The organism is Rhodoferax ferrireducens, assembly GCF_003347515.1.
Classification (GTDB): domain Bacteria; phylum Pseudomonadota; class Gammaproteobacteria; order Burkholderiales; family Burkholderiaceae_C; genus Rhodoferax.
This window is the reverse complement of record NZ_QEII01000290.1, coordinates 135580-156854: the sequence shown is the minus strand read 5'-3', so window position 1 is coordinate 156854 and position 21275 is coordinate 135580. Positions and strand designations below refer to the sequence as shown.

General features: G+C 63.2%; 17 protein-coding genes. 6 read left to right on the top strand and 11 right to left on the bottom strand.

From position 1 onward, the window contains the following. Positions 1-63 precede the first annotated feature (63 nt). Entirely contained in the window at positions 64-2469 is a 2406-nt protein-coding gene (locus C5P05_RS18305; protein WP_114971259.1) for a penicillin acylase family protein, read from the top strand. A gap of 105 nt (positions 2470-2574) precedes the next feature. Further along, positions 2575-3453 carry a transglutaminase-like domain-containing protein gene (locus C5P05_RS18300; RefSeq protein WP_114971258.1) on the top strand — a complete coding sequence of 293 codons (879 nt, stop codon included), beginning with the start codon at positions 2575-2577 and terminating at the stop codon, positions 3451-3453. Positions 3454-3481: 28 nt separating this feature from the next. Here C5P05_RS18300 and C5P05_RS18295 read toward each other — a convergent pair whose 3' ends face one another. Further along, positions 3482-4216 (bottom strand): HAD family hydrolase, encoded by a 735-nt coding sequence (locus tag C5P05_RS18295; RefSeq protein ID WP_232834562.1) that lies wholly within the window; start codon positions 4214-4216, stop codon positions 3482-3484. Between C5P05_RS18295 and hemH the strand changes: the two genes are divergently transcribed. Continuing rightward, positions 4215-5324, top strand: coding sequence for a ferrochelatase (gene hemH, locus C5P05_RS18290; protein ID WP_114971256.1), 1110 nt, complete (start codon positions 4215-4217; stop codon positions 5322-5324). The genes C5P05_RS18295 and hemH overlap by 2 nt on opposite strands. A 29-nt stretch (positions 5325-5353) precedes the next feature. Here the strand turns inward: hemH and C5P05_RS18285 are convergent, their stop codons facing one another. From C5P05_RS18285 to C5P05_RS18250, 8 genes are all read right to left on the bottom strand, one after another. Continuing rightward, positions 5354-6415: an AI-2E family transporter gene (locus C5P05_RS18285; RefSeq protein ID WP_114971255.1), complete on the bottom strand. Its 1062-nt coding sequence runs from the start codon at positions 6413-6415 to the stop codon at positions 5354-5356. Between the two features lie 2 nt (positions 6416-6417). Then, a complete protein-coding gene (locus C5P05_RS18280) occupies positions 6418-6726 on the bottom strand; it encodes a DUF3240 family protein (protein WP_114971254.1) in 309 nt (102 codons plus the stop codon). Further along, positions 6723-7664: a sodium-dependent bicarbonate transport family permease gene (locus tag C5P05_RS18275; RefSeq protein WP_114971413.1), complete on the bottom strand. Its 942-nt coding sequence runs from the start codon at positions 7662-7664 to the stop codon at positions 6723-6725. Before C5P05_RS18275 ends, C5P05_RS18280 begins: the two co-directional genes overlap by 4 nt. Further along, the gene (locus tag C5P05_RS18270; protein ID WP_198674774.1) at positions 7661-10555 is read right to left on the bottom strand and encodes a cation-translocating P-type ATPase; all 2895 of its coding nucleotides are present in this window, start codon (positions 10553-10555) and stop codon (positions 7661-7663) included. Before C5P05_RS18270 ends, C5P05_RS18275 begins: the two co-directional genes overlap by 4 nt. A gap of 58 nt (positions 10556-10613) precedes the next feature. After that, a complete protein-coding gene (locus C5P05_RS18265; protein WP_114971253.1) occupies positions 10614-11123 on the bottom strand; it encodes a universal stress protein in 510 nt (169 codons plus the stop codon). Between the two features lie 151 nt (positions 11124-11274). Then, on the bottom strand, positions 11275-12195 hold the full coding sequence (locus tag C5P05_RS18260; RefSeq protein WP_114971252.1) for a YcjF family protein: 921 nt from the start codon (positions 12193-12195) through the stop codon (positions 11275-11277). 27 nt (positions 12196-12222) lie between these two features. Beyond that, the gene (locus C5P05_RS18255) at positions 12223-13194 is read right to left on the bottom strand and encodes a TerC family protein (protein WP_157979379.1); all 972 of its coding nucleotides are present in this window, start codon (positions 13192-13194) and stop codon (positions 12223-12225) included. Next, positions 13191-13544, bottom strand: coding sequence for an HPF/RaiA family ribosome-associated protein (locus tag C5P05_RS18250; protein ID WP_114971251.1), 354 nt, complete (start codon positions 13542-13544; stop codon positions 13191-13193). Before C5P05_RS18250 ends, C5P05_RS18255 begins: the two co-directional genes overlap by 4 nt. Before the next feature lie 173 nt (positions 13545-13717). Between C5P05_RS18250 and nhaR the strand changes: the two genes are divergently transcribed. Next, positions 13718-14629, top strand: a complete 912-nt coding sequence (gene nhaR, locus C5P05_RS18245; RefSeq protein ID WP_114971250.1) for a transcriptional activator NhaR — start codon at positions 13718-13720, stop codon at positions 14627-14629. Positions 14630-14757: 128 nt separating this feature from the next. On the opposite strand, the gene C5P05_RS18240 is transcribed toward nhaR, so the two are convergent. Beyond that, positions 14758-15351, bottom strand: coding sequence for a chemotaxis protein CheB (locus C5P05_RS18240; RefSeq protein WP_198674773.1), 594 nt, complete (start codon positions 15349-15351; stop codon positions 14758-14760). A 132-nt stretch (positions 15352-15483) separates the two neighbouring features. On the opposite strand from C5P05_RS18240, the gene C5P05_RS18235 reads away from it, so the two are divergent. Further along, entirely contained in the window at positions 15484-16284 is an 801-nt protein-coding gene (locus tag C5P05_RS18235; RefSeq protein ID WP_232834561.1) for an ABC transporter substrate-binding protein, read from the top strand. Continuing rightward, complete coding sequence (locus tag C5P05_RS18230; protein ID WP_198674772.1) at positions 16281-19697, top strand: EAL domain-containing protein; 3417 nt, start codon at positions 16281-16283, stop codon at positions 19695-19697. Before C5P05_RS18235 ends, C5P05_RS18230 begins: the two co-directional genes overlap by 4 nt. Before the next feature lie 109 nt (positions 19698-19806). Here the strand turns inward: C5P05_RS18230 and C5P05_RS18225 are convergent, their stop codons facing one another. Further along, positions 19807-21129, bottom strand: coding sequence for a chloride channel protein (locus C5P05_RS18225; protein ID WP_114971248.1), 1323 nt, complete (start codon positions 21127-21129; stop codon positions 19807-19809). Between the last annotated feature and the right edge of the window lie 146 nt (positions 21130-21275).

The following is a 21275-nucleotide window of genomic DNA, read 5'->3' as shown; positions in this document are numbered from 1 at the left end:
AATTTCGGGGGTGTCCGTCTATGATCCTTCGACGAGAAACTCAAGCATCCAAGCGCCCGCCCGATGAAACGCTCCCTGAAAATTATTGCCCTTCTGCTCGCCCTGCTGCTCGTGGCGGCAGCGGGCGCAGCCGCCTGGTACGTCCACGGCAAACAGCCGCAACGCTCGGGGACCCTGAACCTGGCCCACCTCGTCGCCCCGGTCAGCGTGCGCTTTGATGAGCGCGGTGTGCCGCACATCCGGGCCGACAACGAGGCCGATATGTACCGCGCGCTGGGCTATGTGCACGCGCAAGATCGTTTGTTTCAGATGGAGATGCTGCGTCGCGTGGCGCAAGGTGAACTGGCCGCAGTCCTCGGCCCCAAGATGATCGACGTGGACCGTCTGTTTCGCACCCTCGGCATCCGCGCCCATGCGCAAGCCACAGCCGCAAAACTGGACCCGCAAAACCCCGCGACCCAGGTGCTGAGCGCCTATCTGGATGGCATCAACCAGTACCAGGCCAGCCACGCCGCACCGATCGAATTTGACCTGCTGGGCATCCACAAACAACCCTTCACCGCGCAGGACACCATTGCCGTGACCGGCTACCTGGCCTACAGCCTGGCCGCCGCCTTGCGGACCGAGCCCGCTCTGACGCATGTGCGCGACCAGCTCGGCGCCGAGTATTTGAAGGTGTTTGATCTCGACTGGCACGCCGAGGGCGTCGTGACGGCCGGCCCGACGGCGGCCCTGAACCCGCGCGACTGGCAGGCGCTGGACCACATCGCCCAGCTCAGCCAACAAGCGCTGGCGGCGGCCGGCGTGCCGCAATTCGAGGGCAGCAATGCCTGGGCTTTGTCGGGCCGGCGCACGGTGAGCGGCAAGCCGCTGCTGGCGGGGGACCCGCACATCGGTTTTGCCGCGCCCTCGGTCTGGTACGAGGCGCACCTGTCCGCGCCCGGCTTCGACTTGTATGGCCACCACCAGGCGCTGATCCCCATGGCCATGCTGGGCCACAACGCGCAATTTGGCTGGAGTCTGACCATGTTCCAGAACGATGACATGGACTTGATCGCCGAAAAAACCAATCCCGACAACCCCAACCAAATCTGGGTCCAGGGCCAGTGGGTCGAGCTTGAGAGCCGCGAGGAAACCATTCAAGTCAAGGGCGCAGCGCCGGTCAAGCTCATCCTGCGGCGCTCGCCGCACGGACCCATCATCACCGACGCCTTCAAGGACAGCCTGGGCACGACGCCGGTCGCCATGTGGTGGGCTTTTCTGGCCACCGAGAATCCGATACAGGAGGCGTTTTATGAACTCAACCGCGCCGACACGCTGGACAAAGCGCGCAGCGCCGCCAGCAAGATTCACGCGCCCGGCCTGAACGTGGTGTGGGCCAACGCCGCCGGCGACATCGGCTGGTGGGCCGCCGCCAAACTGCCGATTCGTCCAGACAACGTCAACCCCAGCTTCATCCTGGACGGCAGCAGCGGCGAGGCCGACAAGCCGGGTTTTTACCGCTTCCGCGACAACCCTGGGGAAGAAAACCCGGCGCGCGGCTACATCGTCTCGGCCAATCACCAACCCAAGCCGAACAGCGGCGTGCCCGTTGCCGGCTATTACAACCTGCCCGAGCGTGCCCAGCGGCTGGACGAACGCCTGCGCGATGACGCCGTCAAGTGGGACCTCAAGAACAGCCAGGCCTTGCAGTTGGACAGCCAAAGCGGCTATGGCCCGCGCGTGCTCAGGCCCTTGATCGAGGAATTGAATGCCCTCGTTACCGTGCCACGGGAACACGCCCTGCTGGAAAGCCTGTACCGCTGGGACGGCAACCATACGCTCAACAGCATCACGCCCACGGTCTTCAATCAATTTCTATATGAACTGGCGCGCGGCGCCATGGCCGATGAGATGGGTGAGGTGCAGTTCAAAAACCTGCTGAACACCCGCGCCCTGGACTTCGCCCTGCCCCGGCTGGCCGAGGATGCCGATTCCCCCTGGTGGGACAAGCGCAACACGCCGCAAGTCGAGCGCCGCGCGGACACCCTGAAGGTGGTCTGGCGCGCCACCATCGACCACCTGCAGGCCACGCTGGGCGAAGACCCGGCGGATTGGGGCTGGGGCAAGGCCCACACGCTGACCCACGGCCATCTGCTGGCGGCGCAGAAGCCGCTGAACCTGCTGTTCAACGTGGGGCCTTTTGCCACACCAGGGGGGCGCGAAACGCCCAACAATCTGTCGTACCCGATAGGACCGGCGCCCTGGACCGTGCGCTATGGCCCCTCGACCCGGCGCCTGATCGACTTTGCCGACCCGGCGCATTCACTGGGCATCAATCCCGTGGGCCAAAGCGGCGTGTTGTTCGACACGCACTATCAGGACCAGGCGCAAACCTTTGTTGAGGGGGGCTACGTGGCACAGCACCTGAGTGAGGCCGATGTCAAGGCCAATACCCGCAGCACGCTGACCCTCATACCCCCACGCTGAGACGCAAGCATTCATCTGGCCGCACAATGGATTGAGGCCCCCTCTGATCGGCACGCTTCCTGCGTGCCTGCCCAAGACACTCAGCCACTGAAAGGAAAGCGTCCCATGGTCCGATTGAAATTCTCCATTGAGCTGAATTACGAAATCACCCAACCTGGATGTGATTTCATCTTCAGCATCCACGCCGCGCAAACGCCGCACCAGATCGTGGTGACGGAATCGCTGGGCATCAGCCAGCCGCTGCAAACCAATCTCTACACCGATCCGGTCACGCACACCCGCTTTCTGCGCATGCAGGCGCAGGCCGGCCCCCTGATGGTGCGTTACGACGCGACAGTGGACCTCGATCACTACACGGCGCAGCCCGATCAGCTTGGCGAAGTGCTGGTGGCCAACCTGCCGGGGCCGGTCCTGCCCTACATCTACCCCAGCCGCTACTGCCAGTCCGACCGGCTGCACCGGCTGGCGGTGAAGGAATTTGGCCATTTGTGGCAGGGCTACGCCCGGGTGCAGGCCATCCGCGACTGGGTGCTCAACCGCGTGACCTTCCAGTCGAACACCTCCACCGGCAACACCACGGCGGTCGATACCCTGGTGGAAGAGATGGGCGTGTGCCGCGACTTCGCCCACTTGATGATTGCCTTGTGCCGTGCCGTCAACATCCCGGCCCGCTTTGCCACCGGCATTGACTATGGCGCCGACCCTGTCCTGGGGCCAACGGACTTTCACGCCTATGTCGAGGTCTATGTGGGCGACCGCTGGTACATTTTCGACCCCTCAGGCGTGGCGATTCCAATGGGCTTTTTGCGCTTTGGCACCGGGCGCGACGCCGCCGACGCGGCTTTTGCCACCATCTTCGGTGGTGTGATCGGGGCCGCCCCGGTCATCACCATCGAGGCCATCCCGAATGCCCAAGGGGTACTGATGGTGCCGCAGCATGTGCCCTACGCCCTGTCCACCGACGGGCAGCTGGTGCGCGACTGAACGTTACAGAACCGGGCGTGCGGCCGGCTTACTGAGCCCGCTCCGGAACCGCGCGCAGCAAATCACACAGTGCGCTCAGTGTCGTCACCGTTTCATGCGGGTGCACGTCGTGCGTCCACAGGTGGTCGCTGCGATTAACCCACACGGTTTGCATGCCGGCGCCCAAGCCGCCCAGCACGTCCAGCGCGGCATCGTCGCCCACATGCAGCACCGCATCGGCGGCCACGCCGGCGCTGCTGGCGGCCGCATGAAAGATGCGCGGGTCGGGCTTGCCGACACCAAACTCGGAGGCACTCAAGCCGGCGACAAAAAACTCGGCCACGCCGACCCGGCCCAGATCGGCATTGCCATTGGACAGCGCCACCATCGGAAAGCGCGCCGCCAGAAATGCCAGCGCCGGAAGGGCATCGTCAAAAAAGTCCACGCGCATGCGCTCGGCAAAAAACACCTCAAAGGCCGGCTCCGCCAGGCTTGTGTCTTCATTGGCACGGTGCAGCGCCAGGCGGATCGACTCGCGCCGCAGCGTACCCAAATCGTGACCGATTTCTGGCCGGCAGCGCACCACCTCCTGGCGCACGGCCAGCCGGGCGTCGGGGTCGGCAAACACAGCGGCCGCGCCGGGCGCCTGCTGCCCCAGCCAGGCCGCCAGCGCGTTCTCGGCACGCTCGATGGCCGGCCAGATCGGCCACAGGGTGTCATCGAGATCGAGCGTTATTGCCCTGATTTTTGAAATATCCAGCATAGGTGCGGGAGAATACCGCATGACCTCTTTCAAGTTCGGCCCCTTCGCCAAAGAACCCCCCTTCCAGCATGGCCAGGCGCCGCGCACCGCAGTTTTGTTTTGCAACCTCGGAACCCCGGACACCCCCACCACCGCCGATGTGCGGCGTTTTCTGCGTGAATTTCTGAGCGACCCGCGCGTGGTTGAAATCCCCCGCCTGCTGTGGATGGCGATCTTGCACGGCATCATCCTGCGCTTTCGGCCCGCCAAATCCGCCGCCAAATACGCCAGCATCTGGACGCCCGAGGGCTCACCGCTCAAGGTCTGGACCGAGAAACAGGCCAAGCTGCTGCAAGGCTGGCTGGCCCAACGTGGCCATGATGTGCAGGTGCGCTACGCCATGCGCTACGGCAGTACCTCCATCGCCTCGCAGCTCGATGCGCTCAAAGCCGCCGGCACAACCCGCGTGCTGATCGTGCCAGCCTACCCGCAGTATTCGGCCACCACCACCGCCAGCCTGTTTGACGCGGTCTACGCCTGGGCCGGCAAGGTGCGCGCCATCCCCGAACTGCGCTTTGTCAACCACTACCACGACGATCCCCGCTACATCGCGGCGCTGGGCGTGAGCATCCAGCGCCACTGGAAGACCCATGGCCGGCCGGAGCAACTGGTGATAAGCTTTCACGGCGTGCCCGAGCGCACCCTGCAACTGGGCGACCCCTACCACTGCGAATGTTTCAAGACGGCCCGGCTGCTGGCCGAAGAACTGGGCCTGAACGACCGGCAATTCAAGGTCACCTTCCAGTCGCGCCTGGGCCGCGCCAAGTGGTTGCAGCCCTACACCGAACCCACGCTGATCGCCTTGGGCAAGGCGGGCGTCAAGCGGGTGGACGTGGTGTGCCCCGGCTTCACCAGCGACTGCCTGGAAACGCTGGAAGAAATTGGCATGGAGGGCAAATCCGCATTCCTGAAAGCCGGCGGCAAGGTGTTTCACTACATCCCGGCCCTGAACAATGACCCGGTCTGGATCACCGCGCTGTGTGAACTCACCCTGCAGCATCTGGCCGGCTGGCCTACGCAGGCCGGGCCGGATGCGCACGCACTGGCGGCCTCGCGGGCTGCAGCGCTGGCGCTGGGGGCCAAGCAGTAGTCGGGCAACAAGCCAAACTGCTAGATTTTTTACCCCTTCCCGGAACTCACCTCCAGCCATTCCCGCCACACCGCCAGGGCAACCGCGAGGATCACCGGGCCGAGAAACAGGCCCACCATGCCGAAGGCGGCGAGCCCTCCCAGCACCCCGAACAGGGCCAGGATGAAGGGGATGTTCCCGTCTCTGGAAAGAAACATCGGTCGCACGATGTTGTCCATCCAGGACACCACCAGGGTGCCCCACAGCAGCAGGCCAATACCAGCCGTCGTCTGCCCGGTGAACAGCAACCACAGGGCAGCGGTGCCCCATACCACCGGGGTGCCGAACGGAATCAGCGCCAGCAACACCGTCACCGCCGTCAAGGTGACTGGCGCGGAAAGACCTGCCACCCAGTAACCCAGGCCCGCAACCGCGCCCTGGATCAGTGCGGTCACTACGATGCCATACACCACGGCACGCGTGGTGCTCGCCACCGCCTCGACGTACCCGTCGGCACGCTCCCTCAATATGCCATTGAGTAGGGTTCGAACCTGCATCGCCAGGCTATGTCCGCCCAGGTAGACGAAAAACAGCGTCAGCAAGGCGAAAACCAGCTTCGCGAGATTCCTCCCCACCCCGCCCAGCAACGCCAGGGCCTCAGTATCCAACCTGCCAAAAAGTGCCCTGAGTTCCATCTTCAGCCGCGCGGGCTCGGCCAGCACGGCGTTGAGCCAAGCGGCGATATCCGGGCCCACCAACGGCAGATCATCCACGAAGGCGGGTGGACGCAGGCGGCCAGCGGCCAGTTCCGCCGCCAGGTGGTCGGCAAACTGCCCGACATCGGCGCGCAGCAACAACAGCAACCAGAGCGTGGGCAGCACCACGATGGCGGACATGAACAGGGTCATGCCCAGCGCGGCGGGCCAGGCACGGCCGCCCAAACCACGCAACAGGCGCACATATAGCGGCCACGAGGCAAACCCGAGAATGCCCGCCCACAGCATCGACACGACAAAGGGCGCCAGCACCGCCGCCACGGCGGTGCCCAGCAGGGCGAGAAACAGTCCCAGCAACACGAGCCGGGTCAAGGCGCTGCCGGTCAGTTCGCGCATGATCAGAACTTCTCCGGTCGCAGAATCTCAACCTCTTGTAAAAAAGCCACCATCGCATAGTCGGCGTAATAGCGGGCCTGGATGTGGCCAAGCACGATCTCCGCCTGGGCGCGCGGGCAGATCACCTCGATGCGGATGTTGGCCGCTTCGCCCCACGCCGCATCGCGCACGCCACGGCTGCCCCGGCCCCGGGCATCCGAAACGGTGTAGCCGCGCACTCCCAGCTGCTCCAGATCGCGCAACAGGGTTTTCTCAATGCCGGCTTCGGTGATCACGGTGAGCACAGTTCGTTTTTCGATCAGCAGGGTCATGGCGTAGTTCCGACGAGTTTCATAGCCAGCTGATGGTAAAGCGGAATGCCAACCAGTATGTTGAAAGGAAAGGTCACGCCGAGCACGGCGGCCAGCGAAAGCGTCGGGTTGGCCTCTGGCACCGCCAGACGCATGGCGGCCGGTACCGCAATATAAGAAGCACTCGCGGCCAAAATGGCGAGAAGCGTGACACCGCCGACCGACAGCCCGAGCAGCACGCCGCAGCCCAGTCCCAGCAGCGCCGACAAGAGCGGCATGAGCAGGCCAAAGGCGATCATGAACACGCCGCGCTGGCGCAGCTCACCCACCTGACGGCTAACAATCAGCCCCATCTCCAGCAGGAACAGAGCCAGGGCGCCTTTGAACAGGTCATAGAACAAGCCCTTGATGGGCGCCAGCCCCTCCGGACCCGCCGCCCAGCCAATCGCCATGCCGCCCAGCAGCAGGGTCACGCCCTTACCCAGGAAGGTCTCGTGCGCCAGCCCGCGCCAGTCGGTTTGCTTGCCCACGCCGCGCGCCAGTACGATGCCGACCATGATGGCCGGCACTTCCATGACGGTGAGAAAAATTGCCATTTGCGGCTCGAAACTGATGTTTCGGGTCAACAACCAGTTGACCCCCACGGCAAAGGTGGCCACGCTGACCGAGCCGTAGTGGGCCGCCATGGACGCTGCGTCGGCGCGGCCCAGGCGTCCCAGCGCGCGCAGAATGGCGAAGGCGATCAGCGTCTGCACCACCCCCAGCAGGATCACCGCACCCAGTTGCGGCATCAGCGGCCCAAGTGCCTGTTTCGCCAGGCCTTCTCCGCCCTTGAGGCCGATGGCCAGTAACAAAAATACCGACAGGGAGTCATAAAGGGCCGCGGGCAACTTGAGCTCCGAACGGACCAGGCCCGCTGCCAGGCCGAACAGGAAAAACAGGACAACGACGTCGATCATGATGCGCCGATGACAATTTTTCGCGCGCGTCGCCGGTGCCACCACTTTTCCAGACCGACCACCGGCAAGATGGCAGCGCCGACAAGGATGCTCGCAAGCACGTCGACGGGGGCGAGGGGCGCGGATGCAAAGATCGTATGCATGAACGGGGCGTAGATGAACATCGCCTGCAGCGCGATGATCGCCGCAATCCCGACGAACACCGTCTTGTTGCTGAACATCCCAATACTCAGGATCGAATTTTGCAGCGAGCGGCAGTTCAGCAGGTAGAAGATCTGGAACATGATCACCGTGGTGACGGCCATCGTCTGCGCCTTGGCCAGCGCTTCGGGCCCACCGCCCGCCGCAGCCCGGAACTCGTACAGGAAGAGCCCGATTGCGCCAGCGGTCATGAGGATCGCCACGACAAAGGTGCGCATGATCAGGAAACCGCTGAGCACCGGCGCGTCCGGGTCGCGGGGCGGTCGGCTCATGATGTTAGGCTCTTTTGCCTCGAACGCCAGGGGCAACGCCAGCGCCACCGCAGCCACCAGATTGATCCACAGCAACTGCGCCGGGGCCATCGGCAGCAATAGCTCGCGCACCGTCTGCGTCGCGCCGTCGAGGAGGTAAGTGACATCGACGAATGGGAAAAAGGCCACTGCCCCCATCAGGATCAGCGCCAGCCCGAGGTTGGTCGGCAGCACGAAGGCCAGGGACTTGATGAGGTTGTCGTAGACGCGCCGCCCTTCCTCGACGGCGGCGGCGATGGAAGCAAAGTTGTCGTCAGCCAGGACAATTCCTGCCGCTTCCTTGGAGACGCTGGTGCCGGTGATGCCCATCGCCACGCCGATATTGGCCTGCTTGAGCGCCGGGGCGTCGTTGACACCGTCGCCGGTCATCGCCACCACCGCGTTGCTACTTTGGAGGGCGCGCACCAGTTTGAGCTTGTGCTCCGGCGCAACGCGTGCAAAGACGTTGCACGCGAGCGCCGCAACGCGCAACTGCGCGTCCGACATGGCCGCGAGCTGGGCGCCGGTGATCGCCTTGGGCGCGCTAGGCTCAGTGGGGAGGATGCCGAGTTGCGCTGCGATCGCCTGCGCCGTCGCCTGGTGATCGCCGGTAATCATCTTCACCGTGATCCCGGCCTGATGGCAGAGCTTGATCGCGGCGACCGCCTCCGGACGCGGCGGATCGATCATGCCTTGCAGCCCGAGAAAGGTAAAACCGGTTTGTGTATCGCTCATCTCGATATCGGTCTGCGCGCGCGCGGGCTTGGCGGCAAACGCCAGCACCCGCATTCCCTTGACGGCCAGCGCTTCGACCTCGCGCAGCACTGCCGCTGCGTCGAACTCGCTGCCGCCCGCCGCGCCGGTGCAGCGCTTGAGCACCGCCTCCGGGGCGCCTTTAAGCAGGATGCGCCCTTCGTCCTGTGCCTGCAGGGTAGCCATGAACTGGTTCTCGGATTCGAACGGAATCGCGTCCAGACGCGGGTGCTGCGCCCGCGCCTTTTCCACGTCGAGTCCGGTCTTCGCGGCGGAGACGATGAGCGCACCCTCGGTGGGGTCGCCATGGATCTTCCAGCGCCCCTCCTCGTTCGCCAGCGACGCATCGTTGCACAGCGCCCCGGCCAGCAGCAGATCGGCCACCGCCGCTGGCGCCGTCGCGACGGCCGCCCCATCGCGCAGCAATTGTCCTTGGGGTTCGTAGCCGACGCCCGACACCGCAAAGGCGCCGGACGAGGGTGTCCAGATTTCCTGCACGGTCATCTCGTTGCGGGTGAGCGTTCCGGTCTTGTCGGAGCAAATGACGGTGGTGGAGCCAAGCGTCTCGACGGCGGGGAGCTTGCGCACCACGGCGCGCCGCGCCGCCATGCGCTGCACGCCAATCGCCAAGGCAATGGTCACGATCGCCGGCAGCCCCTCGGGGATGGCGCCGACCGCCAGCGCGACGGCGAAGATGACCGACTCACGCAAGGCCGGGACCCATGAGACTCCCGTCTCGGCCATGGCCCGCCAGGTCCCGAGCACCAGCATCGCCAGCGCGATGACGATGATCGCGACGGTGATGTACCAGCCGATCTTCGCCAAGGCCGCGGTGAGCGGGGTCTGCAGGTCGGTCGTCTCCTTGAGCATGGTGGAGATGCGGCCGAGCTCGGTACTGGCACCGGTCTCGACGACCACTGCGGTCCCGGTCCCGTAGGTGACGAGCGTGCCGCCGAACACCATACAACTACGGTCGCCAATGCCCGCCTCGGCCAACCCGGGGGCGAGCTGCTTATGCGTCGCCACCGACTCGCCGGTAAGCGCCGCTTCCTCAACCTGGAGGCTGCGCAACTGGATCAGGCGCATATCCGCGGGCACCTTGTCGCCGCTGGCGAGCAGGACCACATCGCCGGGGACAAGGTCTGCAGCCGCAAGAGTTAATTTGCGTCCTTCGCGCAAGGCGCAGACGTTCTCCGGCACCATGCGGCTGAGCGCCTCGATGGCTTTGCCGGCCTTGAACTCCTGCACAAACCCGATGAGGGTATTGAGCACCACCACCGCCAGAATCACCAGCCCGTTCTTGATCCCGCCGGTAGGGTCCACAGCCATCGCCACCACGGCCGACGCGATCAGCACCCAGATCAATGGGTTGTGGATCTGCCGCCAGAGCAGGCCCAGGACCGTGTCCCCTTTCCCGCGGGGGATGACATTGGTTCCGTGGGTCTTGCGACGCTCGACGGCCTCCGCGTTATCGAGGCCTTCGGGACGCGTCTCGAGGTGCCGCATCACCTCGTCTGCACTCAGGGCGTGCCACGATGGCCGATCCGGCGCGGCTGCGGCGCCGCTGGCGTCACCCTCCATGGCCGATGCCTTGCTCGTGACGGTTGGTTGCACAGTTGCTTTTATGCTCAGCTTGCTTGCGTTCATTTTCGGTTGCGTCCGTTCCTTGACATCTTCGCCCTGTAAGGCCAGCGACCCGCGGCGCTCATTCAGCGGCGGCGAGGAACAAGGACGCCAGGACTGTACCGACGCCGGCCGGAACGCCGTAGCGTTCCACCTTGGACGGTGCGTCCCCGGCTATGATTTCAACCGGAACGGTGGTCAACTCAATCACCTTGTTGGTGGTCGAATTCTCGACCATCCGGAGCAGCGAGTTCTTGCGCGCGGTGCTCATCACGATATGGTCGCAGCGAAGACGCCGCGCCGCAGCGGCAATGACGGATGCCTTATCCCCAAGCTCCCTGTGCACTTCATAGGGCACGCCAAACCGGTCCAGCATCTGCCTGCTTGGCAGCAGTGCTCGTTCGGCCTGGTCGCGACGGAAAGCATCGCGATCTTCCCTGCTCACGAATCGAGATATGTACTGGTCAAACGGCACCTGAACGTTCAAGAGATGAATTTCCAGCGCCGCGTTATTCCTGAATTCATTGATGGCGTGCCGCACTGCATGAAGCGCGCTGCTGGAGCCATCGACCGGAACGAGTATTTTCATCATGATGCTGTTTCCTTTCCAATTGCCAACCGTCACCAGGGACCGAGAGCGAAAAACACGATGATGCAATTCTGAATGTACACGCGCACCACATGAAACACCCGCGGTATACCGTTCCTTATTCATGCCTGCCAACGGTAGATCAGCATGGCGCTCAGCCCCCGCGCACCATGGCAATCACCCGCCCCAAGTCGAGCGTTTCGGCCTGCTGCCGGATTTGCGGCAAGTATTGCGTCTGCATCTGTTTGGCCGGCCCCAACAAGTTCTGGAACGTGCCGCGGAGCACGGCCGTGTTCATTACCCGCCCGCCGGCGTAATAGCGCTTGGCGAGCTGGCCCAGCGCGTAAGTGGTGGCAAAGGAAACCGCCATGCCCGTGGCGGCGCCGCCGACTTGGCCGAAGGTCTTGCCTGCCACCTTACCAAGCAGCCCACCCAGCAATTTGCGGCCGAACTGCTCAAGGTATTGTGAAGTAAGGCCGACTCCGGCGGCGGCGATGAATTCCTTGATATGACCCTGGTCGAGTTCGACCCCGTGGGCCTTGCCGATGCCATAAACCAGTCTGATCTGCAGCGGAATGATCGCCATGGACGCCCAGGACTGTGGCAGCAGCTCCAGCGCACCGTTGAGCAGGGCGGCATTAAGGATGGATTGGTCCAGTTCGGCTTGCGGCACATTCGGCTGCGCGGCGGCCTCGCTCAGATCGACCATGGCATCCGCCTCGCCCTCGATGACCTCGGTCTGCACGGCATCCAGCTTGAGCAGGGTTTTCAGCTTATCCAGGAAACGCCGCTCCGCCTCGCTCTGGCGACCGTCAGCATTGCACACGCACACGGCCATTTCATAAGCCAACTGGCACTCGGCGGGATCCTGCAACATCGCTGCCGCGCTGTCGAGGCTCAGCCGCTTGAGCAGCACATCCTGATAAAGACCCGCGAGATCGGGTGCGCCAGGCTCATTGCCCAGGGATTCGGCGATGCGAATTATTTCCTCGCGCTCGCGCTCATGCTTGGCATCGTCGGCAAAGGCGGCATACAGGGCGATGGCGAGGATGGCGCGTTGTTGTTCAGGGTTCATGCTCGAAGCCTCCAGCGAGTTCTTGAATCAGGGACGCGGACGGGGTCCGTTGCGGGTGGCGATCAAACTGGCGATTACGCTGGACCCGATCAAGACCGCAACGATCGCCAGCGAGGCCGCCACCGGCACGTGATACCACGGCATGATGAGCATCTTGGTACCGATGAAGGTGAGCACCATGGCCAGGCCGTATTTCAACAAATGAAAACGCTCCGCCACATCGGCCAGCAGGAAATACAGGGCACGCAAGCCCATGATGGCGAAGATGTTGGATGAAAAAACGATGAACGGGTCGGTGGTGATGGCGAAAATGGCCGGGATGGAGTCCACGGCGAACACCAGATCAGTGACCTCGATCAGAATCAGTACCAGAAACAGCGGCGTGAAATGTCGCACGCCATCCTTCAGCACGGTAAATTTTTCGCCGTGGTCGCCGTCTGCAATGCGCAGATGTTGGCGCGCGAACCGCAGCACCGGGTTCTTGGTGAGATCGGGCTCCTTCTCTGCCATAACCAGCATGCGCATGCCCGTGACCACCAGGAAGAAGCCGAAGATGTAGAGCACCCAGTTGAACTCCCGCACCACCCAGGCGCCGGCCAGAATCATGATGGCACGCATGACGATGGCGCCCAGTACGCCATAGATAAGCACCCGGCGCTGATATTCAGGGGCGACGTGGAAGGACGAGAAAATCAGCAGGAAGATGAACACGTTGTCTACCGACAGCGATTTCTCGATCAGATAGCCGGTCAGGAATTCCAGCGCCTTGCGGTCGGCAACCTCAGGGCCGACGGTGCCGCTCAGATGCCACCACAAACCGGCGTTGAACACCAGCGCGAGACTCACCCATACCAGCGACCATAGGGCGGCTTCCTTGACGCTCACCTTGTGCGCTTTTCTGCCGCCGAACACGAACAAGTCCAGCGCCAGCATGATCAGCACGAAGGCGATGAAAGCAGCCCACATCCAGGGTTCTCCAATGGAGATGGAGGAATTCATAGCAGAGCTTCTTTCAATTCGGCGCCTTGGAGGCGTTCATGGTGATGCTCACGCAAGCGTTCCAACCGGCGCGCCACCGCATGGTCTGCGCGATCAGCGGCACGGTCAATGGCGACATAAAGATCGGCCTCGGTGTCCTCGATCACCACGTCCTGCCCGCCCGAAAGTCGGACCTGAATTTGGCAGCGCTTGTCGCTCCCGCCGCGTGGCCCGTTGATGTCCGACAGACGCATTGCAATTTTGTGCACGTCATGATTGGCCCAGCTAAGGGCAAACTGCAAGCGCCGCGTGGCGTGCTCGCGCAAGCCATCCGTGAGAATGAATCCGTTCGTTTGGATGTCGATACGCATGCGTCTTTTTTCCTGGTTCGTTGAACACAACCGTGATCTTAGGAGGCCTTCAATCATCTGGCAAATCGAATATGATGACGCATTACATCGAATAAACAGATGTTACAAACTGCGCCCGACAGCGTCGAAACACAGCTGGGGCCCACGGTGGATGCCCCGATCGACAGGACACCATGTCTTCACTTAACTACAAACATTTGCGCTATTACTGGATGGTCGCCAAAACCGGCAGCATTGCGCGCGCCGCCGAGCAGCTGCACCTGACGCCGCACGCCATCAGCGGACAACTGAGCGATTTCGCGCAAACGCTGGGCGTGGAGTTGTTTCGTCGCTCCGGACGCAAGCTCGAACTGACCGACACCGGGCAACGCATTCTGAGTTACGCGGAAGACATCTTCACCACGGGCGACGAACTGCTCGAAGTGCTGCGCGACCAAACGGCGGCCAGGTCAGTACCGTTCAGGGTCGGGATCGCCGATTCCGTGTCAAAGGCAATCGCTTACCGACTCCTGGAGCCCGCGCTCAAGCTCGGGGAGCCCGTTCGACTGGTTTGCCGCGAGGGACGGCTGGCGCCGTTGCTGGCTGAGCTTGCCGTGCATCGGCTCGAAATGATCATCGCCGATCGACCCATGCCAACCCATTTGAACGTACGTGGCTACAACCACCTGCTGGGCGAGAGCGGACTCACGGTGTTCGGCACCCGCCGCCTGACCAAGACGCTCTCAGGCAGCTTTCCGGCCAGTCTGGACAACGCCCCATTTTTGCTTCCAGGCGAGGACGTCACCATTCGCTCCAAGCTGCTCCAGTGGCTGGAAGCTAACAACCTGCGGCCCCGCATCGTCGGCGAGTTTGACGACAGCGCCCTGATGAAGGCTTTCGGTCAGGCCGGCGCAGGACTGTTCGTCGCCCCCACCGTGATCACGGACCATGTCTGCGAGCAATACAAAGTTGCGGCCATCGGCCGCATCGATTCCGTGGTCGAGCAACTCTACGCCATCACGACTGAACGCCGCCTCAGCCATCCGGCGATCGTGGCGATCAGCCAGGCGGCGCGCCAACATATGTTTGGCGCGACCAAGCATTGACCACGCCGTGGCCACGCCACCGATAGCTCAGACGCTGGGCGCGAAACAGTAATAAGGTGAATGAACATGAATAGCTATATAAATAATAGCTACTTACGCAATGTGGACGGAGGCTAGAGGCCTATTTCTTATAAACCAACACGCGCAATGCGCACGATTTCCTGCGCGATGTCTTCTGGCGACAGGACAAAATCGATGCAACCGCTGTCGATGGCGCTCTCCGGCATGTCGGGCTGCTTCGCCGTACTCGGCTTTTGCGCGATAGTGATGCCGCCGACTTCCTTGATGCCGCACAGGGCCGCAGCGCCATCGCCGTCGTAGCCCGACACAATCACGGCAATCAGCTTGCCGTCCCAGCAATCGGTCAGTGAACGCAGGAACACCGTGATGACATCCGGCCAGCCACGCGGCTTGGAAATGGGCTTGAGCTGGAACTCGCCATGGGCGACGTGCAAATCCCGATTGGCTGGGATGATGAAGACACGGTTGGGTTCGATCTGCAGACTTTCCGTGATCAGCTCAACCGGCATCGTTGTGAAGCGCGGAAGTACTTCATGCAACTGGGTCGGCATGATCGTGATGTGGTTCACGATGACAACGGCCACCCCCATGTCAGCCGGCAAGTTCTGCAGCAGCCGGACATAGGCATCAAGGCCGCCGGCCGACCCGCCGACGCAAACAATCGGGAAATTCTTCACCGGGGGAAGTGCTTGAGTTGACATCAACATCACCTTTTGCGTTACAAATTTCATGGTACCGTGGTTTGGAGCCCCCCGCGCGACCAGGCCTGCTCCCAAGAGCTTGGAACCTGAATACGGCCTGTAAAATTCTCATTCCTATTGAGGAGTCCCCGATTGCGCATCCTTTCCCTGCTCATGGTGCTCGCCGGCGCCAGTGTCTTCTTCCTGCCGTCTGCAGCCCAGGACATGACCACAAGTCGCCTGGAACGCATCCAGAGCAGCAAAAATGTGCGCGTCTGCATCTGGCCCGACTACTACAGCATCACCTACCGCAACCCGAAGACGCAGCAGCTGTCCGGCATCGATATTGACATGGCCACGGCGCTTGGCAAAGACCTCGGCGCCGCCGTCGAGTTCGTCGACAGCTCCTTCGCCAAGCTCATTGACGACGTCACCCAGGACCGCTGCGACATCGCCATGTTCGCGGTCGGCATCACACCGGGGCGGGCGCAAAAGCTGCGTTTCACCCGCCCCCACCTCGCCAGCGACATCTACGCCATCGCCACCAAGACCAATCACCGCATCAAAAGCTGGGAAGACATCGACAAGCCCGGCGCGGTTGTGGCCGTTGCCAAGGGCACGCTGCATGAACCGGTCATGAAGGACAAGCTCAGATATGCGCAACTGCTCGTGCTCGACACGCCCTTTGCCCGCGAGCAGGAAGTGCAGTCCGGCCGCGCCGACGTCTTCATGACCGACTATCCCTACAGCCAGCGCTTTCTCGCCAATGCCGACTGGGCGCGCCTGGTGTCGCCACCGGGCAGTTACCACGTCACGCCCTACGCCTATGCCATGAAGCCCGGCGACGACGCCTGGCATGCGCGCCTTGAGCGCTTTGTGAGCGACGTCAAACGCGATGGCCGCCTGCTGACGGCGGCCAAACGCTACCAGCTCGACCCCATCGTCGCCCCATGACGCGTCGCGCCCGGCAACTGCGCCAGACGTTCTTCCTGGGTCTGGCGCTGCTCATCGGCGGCATGCTCTCGGTAACCACTTACACGCTGTGGCGGCTGCACGCCGAAGCGGTGGGCAACGGTCTCAACATCTCAGAGATGCATGCGCGCAGCTTCGAGGATTTTCTGACGCAAAGCCTGCATGTCACCGAGCTGGCGGCCGCCAACATCGCGCCGCCGGACGACGGAGCGCCTGACCTGCGCCGCGTCGAGAGCGGCCTCGCCGCCACACTGCGCCGCGCGCCCTATCTGCGGTCGATGTCGCTGCTGGATGACAGCGGCCGCATCGTCGCCAGCTCCAACCCTGCCAATATCGGACTGACCGTGGCGACGCAGAGCTACCTGCCAGCGGCGAGCGAAACGCAGGAAATCCTGCGCATCGGCCGGCCCTGGGCCGGGCGCGATTTCGCAGATGGCCGGCCGGCCACCGCCCAGACACCGGTACAAGCCGACGCGCAAAGCTTCATTCCCGTGACGCGGACGCTGGCCGTTGGTGAACGCTGGATGACGCTACTCGTCGCGCTCAATCCCGACTACTTCATTCATCACATGACGCAGGCGCTTGATGCCAAAGAGGGTTCGGTCGAGATCCTGCGTTACGACGGCACGCTGCTGCTGGACACGGATCCCACGGCACTGCCCGGTTCATTGCACGCGGATGTCGTGCGGGATCTGCGACTGACGGCGGTTGAGTCGGGCAAGTTCGAACAGACCTATGGCAATGGACGGCAGTTTCTGACCGCCTTTCGCGCCTCGCACCTGTATCCGTTTGTTGTGGTCACCCATCTCCATCGCGAGGCCGCCCTGCAGTCCTGGCGGACCGAGGCCAAAACCCTGCTGGGGACCGTGATTCCCTCGCTGCTGCTGATCACCCTGCTCGCCATCGCGTTTTACCGGCGCCAGTTGCTGCTTGCCGCGCAGCGCGTCGAGGCGGAGCGGCTGCAGCGCATCAACGCCACGGTGTTTGACGCCAGCGCCGAGGCCATCATCATCACCGACCTCAACGCCAACATCATTTCAGTCAACGCCGCCTTCACCCGCATTTCCGGATTCACCGCGGACGAAGTGATGGGTCGCAATCCGCGGCTGCTGGCGTCGGGACAGCAGGACAAGGGTTTCTATGAGAACCTTTGGAGCCACCTGCTGCGGGACGGTGTCTGGGCGGGCGAAATGATCAACCGCCGCAAGGATGGCGGCATCTACGACGTCCAGATGACCATCACCGTCTCCCATGACGGCGCGGGCTGCCTGCAGCATTTCATTGGCGTCACGCGCGACATCACCGAGCGCAGGCTGGCCGAAGAAAAACTCCACCTCGCCGCCAGCGTCTTCTCCCACTCCCGCGAAGGCATCATGATCACGGCCGCCGACGGCACCATCATCGATGTCAACGACGCGTTCACGCATATCACCGGTTACCACCGGGACGAAGTCCTGGGCCAGAACCCGCGCATCCTGAGTTCCGGCCGGCAGAGCCAGGCGTTCTACGCCAGCATGTGGCGCGGCCTGATCGACAAAGGCCACTGGTACGGCGAGGTCTGGAACCGGCGCAAGAATGGCGAGGTGTTCGCCGAGATGCAAACCATCAGCACCGTGCTGGATGCCCATGGCAAACCCCTGCATTACGTGTCCCTGTTCTCCGACATCTCCGCGCTCAAGGCGCATCAAAAACAACTGGAACACATCGCCCATTTCGATGCCCTGACCAGTCTGCCCAACCGTGTGTTGCTGGCCGACCGGATGCACCAGGCCATCGCGCAGACACAGCGGCGCGGCCAGTTGCTGGCGGTGGCCTATCTCGACCTCGATGGCTTCAAGTCCGTCAACGACCGCCACGGGCATGAGGCCGGCGACCAGTTGCTGATCGCGCTGGCCAGCCGCATGAAGCAGGCGCTGCGTGAAGGCGACACCCTGGCTCGCATCGGCGGCGACGAGTTCGTCGCCGTGCTGCTCGACCTGCCGGATGTGGCGGCCAGCGTGCCCATGCTCAACCGGCTGCTCGCCGCCGCAGCCCAGCCGGTGCACTTCGGCGAGTTGGTGCTCCAGGTCTCGGCCAGCCTGGGCGTCACCTTCTACCCGCAGGCCGAAGACGCCGATGCAGATCTATTGCTGCGCCAGGCCGACCAGGCCATGTACCAGGCCAAGCTGGCCGGCAAGAACCGCTACCACGTCTTCGATGCCGAGCAGGACCGCAGCGTGCGCGGCCACCACGAAAGCGTGGAGCGCATTCGCCGCGCGCTGGCTGAGGGCGAGTTCATGCTCTATTACCAGCCCAAGGTCAACATGCGCAAGGGAACGGTCATTGGCGCCGAGGCCCTGATCCGCTGGCAACACCCGGACAAGGGGCTGCTGGCCCCTTCGGTGTTCCTGCCGGTGATCGAAGACCATCCGCTGGCCATCGACATCGGCGAGTGGGTGATCGACGCCGCGCTGACCCAGATGGAGCGCTGGCGGAAGGGCGGCCTGACCATGCCGGTCAGCGTCAACATCGGCGCGCGCCAGTTGCAGCAGGTGAACTTCGTCGAGCGCCTGCGTGCGATTCTGTCGGCGCATCCGCAGGTCAAGCCGGGTGATCTGGAGCTGGAGGTGCTGGAAACCAGCGCACTGGAAGACCTGGCGCATGTGTCCCACGTCATCGAGGCCTGCCGCGAGATCGGCGTCATGTTTGCGCTGGATGACTTTGGCACCGGTTATTCCTCCCTGACCTACCTGAAGCGCCTGCCGGTCACGCTGCTCAAGATCGATCAGAGCTTTGTGCGCGGCATGCTGGACGACCCGGATGACTTGGCGATTCTGGAAGGCGTGATCGGCCTGGCCAGCGCGTTTCGCCGCCAGGTCATCGCCGAAGGGGTGGAGACGGTGGCGCACGGCGCCATGCTGCTGCAGCTGGGCTGCGAGCAGGCGCAGGGCTATGGCATTGCCCGCCCTATGCCCGCCGCCGATCTGCCCGGCTGGTCAGCGGACTGGCGCACCGATCCGTCCTGGGCTGACCTGCCGCCGGTGAACCGTGACGATTTGCCGCTGCTGTTTGCCAGCGTCGAGCACCGCGCCTGGGTTGTGGCGGTGACGGCTTTTCTCAAGGGAGAACTTGAAGCCCTTGCGCCCCAGAAGCTCAACCACTGCCGATTCGGCCAGTGGCTGAATACAGAGGGTCTGGCCCGCTATGGGGCGCACGCCAGCTTCCAGGCCATCGAACCTTTGCACCAGCAGATACATGCACTGGCGGAGACACTGGTAGCGCTGCAGGCCAAAGGCCACAGGGCTGAGGCGCTGTCCAGACTGGGTGAACTCTATGCGCTGCGAGACAGCTTGCTGCAACAGTTGAAAACACTCAGACAACAGCACCGGCCGCTCGATCAAGGTCGAACTTTCTAGGGAAACTCCCTAGGAGTTGATTGCATTTGTTCAAATACACTGAACGCGTTGATCTTGTTTAAGCGGCGAGAGCAACAAAACGAGTTTGGAGCCCTTCGGGGCTCCTTTTTTATGTCGGCTTCGCCGGCAAGCGCAGCAACTGCAATTCAGCCAAAGCCGTGTACAGGGGCACGCTGATCAGACGCGAGACACCGCTGGCAATCAGCGCGCTGGCCATCAGGCTGAGCACCAGGGCGTGACCGTCCACCATTTCCATGACGATGATGAACGCAGTCAGCGGCGCCTGGGTGACCGCCGCCAGAAAGCCGGCCATGCCCAGCGCGATGAGCGTGGGCGCATTCGCATAGGAGGTCAGATGCGCAATGTCGTTGCCCAAAGCACCGCCGATGGCCAGCGCCGGCGCAAACAGTCCGCCCGGCACCCCGGCCCAGGCCGTGATCCAGGTGGCGACAAACTTCAGCAGCACATACAGCGGAGACGCCTCGCCGTTGCCTTCGAGCATGTCGCGCGTGTGGCCGTAGCCACTGCCATAGGTGTCTCCGTGGCTGACCACGCCCAGCACCGCCACGGCCAGGCCGCAAGCAGCCGCAAACCGTACCGGGGCTTTCTGGCGAAACCGGCTGAACCAGTCGCCTGATCTGCCGGCCAGAGAAATCACCATCAGCCGGGCAAACAGCCCGCCCGCCACGCCACTGCACAGCGCCACCAGCAGGCCGGGCAGCAGCAGCGCCGCACCGAGGTTTTGCACCCGGATCACGCCAAAGTAGGTGGAATTGCCATACACCGAAACGGCCATCAAACCCGCCAAAACGATAGCGGCCAGCAGCAGGCCGTTGCTGCGCTGCTCCGGCTTTCTCGACAACTCCTCGATGGCAAACATCACGCCCCCCAGCGGCGTGTTGAAGGCGGCGGCAATGCCGGCAGCGCCACCCGCCAGCATCAGGCCGTGCTCGGATACCTGCGACCGGGTAGGCAGCCAGCGCCGCGCATGGTGCATCACGCCGGCTGCAATTTGCACGGATGGGCCTTCACGGCCGAGCGACAAGCCGGCCAGCAAGCCCCAGGTGGCCAGCAGCATTTTGGCCGCGCTCAGTTTGACGGAGACATAAAGGTTTCGGGAAGTTTTGGGCACATCAGGCGACAGCGCGGCCATGACCTGGGGAATTCCCGAACCTGCCGCGCCCCCCATGTAGCGCCGCGTGAGCCAGACAATCGCGGCGGTGGAAGCCGGTGTCCAGAGCAGCGGACCCCACCAAGACCCCTTCTCAAACGCGGTGAAATGCTCGAAGGCCCGCTCCGTCATCCAAGTGAAGGCCACCACCGTCAAGCCGGCTAGAGCCGCAAACGCGAGCACCACGCCGCGACCAGTCCACAGCCGCCAGTCGTAGAGCTCCTGCCGGATGGCGGAAAAAACAGGGGGGTGCGGGCTCATGGCGCTCTTTCGAATGAAAAGTTATGGGGCAACAAGAAACGGACGGGGTGACAGGGCCGCTTTTTGCAAATTACATTGCATCAAATGCAAGCATGTTACATTGCACCAAATGTAATTGCCAAAATCGGCAGGGAGAAGCGTATTCA

Excerpts from the sequence above, each read along its gene's own strand:
- C5P05_RS18305 (WP_114971259.1), top strand. The coding sequence starts at position 64 with ATGAAACGCTCCCTGAAAATTATTGCCCTTCTGCTCGCCCTGCTGCTC.
- C5P05_RS18300 (WP_114971258.1), top strand. The coding sequence starts at position 2,575 with ATGGTCCGATTGAAATTCTCCATTGAGCTGAATTACGAAATCACCCAA.
- hemH (WP_114971256.1), top strand. The coding sequence starts at position 4,215 with ATGACCTCTTTCAAGTTCGGCCCCTTCGCCAAAGAACCCCCCTTCCAG.
- C5P05_RS18295 (WP_232834562.1), bottom strand. The coding sequence starts at position 4,216 with ATGCGGTATTCTCCCGCACCTATGCTGGATATTTCAAAAATCAGGGCA.
- C5P05_RS18285 (WP_114971255.1), bottom strand. The coding sequence starts at position 6,415 with ATGCGCGAACTGACCGGCAGCGCCTTGACCCGGCTCGTGTTGCTGGGA.
- C5P05_RS18280 (WP_114971254.1), bottom strand. The coding sequence starts at position 6,726 with ATGACCCTGCTGATCGAAAAACGAACTGTGCTCACCGTGATCACCGAA.
- C5P05_RS18275 (WP_114971413.1), bottom strand. The coding sequence starts at position 7,664 with ATGATCGACGTCGTTGTCCTGTTTTTCCTGTTCGGCCTGGCAGCGGGC.
- C5P05_RS18270 (WP_198674774.1), bottom strand. The coding sequence starts at position 10,555 with ATGAACGCAAGCAAGCTGAGCATAAAAGCAACTGTGCAACCAACCGTC.
- C5P05_RS18265 (WP_114971253.1), bottom strand. The coding sequence starts at position 11,123 with ATGATGAAAATACTCGTTCCGGTCGATGGCTCCAGCAGCGCGCTTCAT.
- C5P05_RS18260 (WP_114971252.1), bottom strand. The coding sequence starts at position 12,195 with ATGAACCCTGAACAACAACGCGCCATCCTCGCCATCGCCCTGTATGCC.
- C5P05_RS18255 (WP_157979379.1), bottom strand. The coding sequence starts at position 13,194 with ATGAATTCCTCCATCTCCATTGGAGAACCCTGGATGTGGGCTGCTTTC.
- C5P05_RS18250 (WP_114971251.1), bottom strand. The coding sequence starts at position 13,544 with ATGCGTATCGACATCCAAACGAACGGATTCATTCTCACGGATGGCTTG.
- nhaR (WP_114971250.1), top strand. The coding sequence starts at position 13,718 with ATGTCTTCACTTAACTACAAACATTTGCGCTATTACTGGATGGTCGCC.
- C5P05_RS18240 (WP_198674773.1), bottom strand. The coding sequence starts at position 15,351 with ATGTCAACTCAAGCACTTCCCCCGGTGAAGAATTTCCCGATTGTTTGC.
- C5P05_RS18230 (WP_198674772.1), top strand. The coding sequence starts at position 16,281 with ATGACGCGTCGCGCCCGGCAACTGCGCCAGACGTTCTTCCTGGGTCTG.
- C5P05_RS18225 (WP_114971248.1), bottom strand. The coding sequence starts at position 21,129 with ATGAGCCCGCACCCCCCTGTTTTTTCCGCCATCCGGCAGGAGCTCTAC.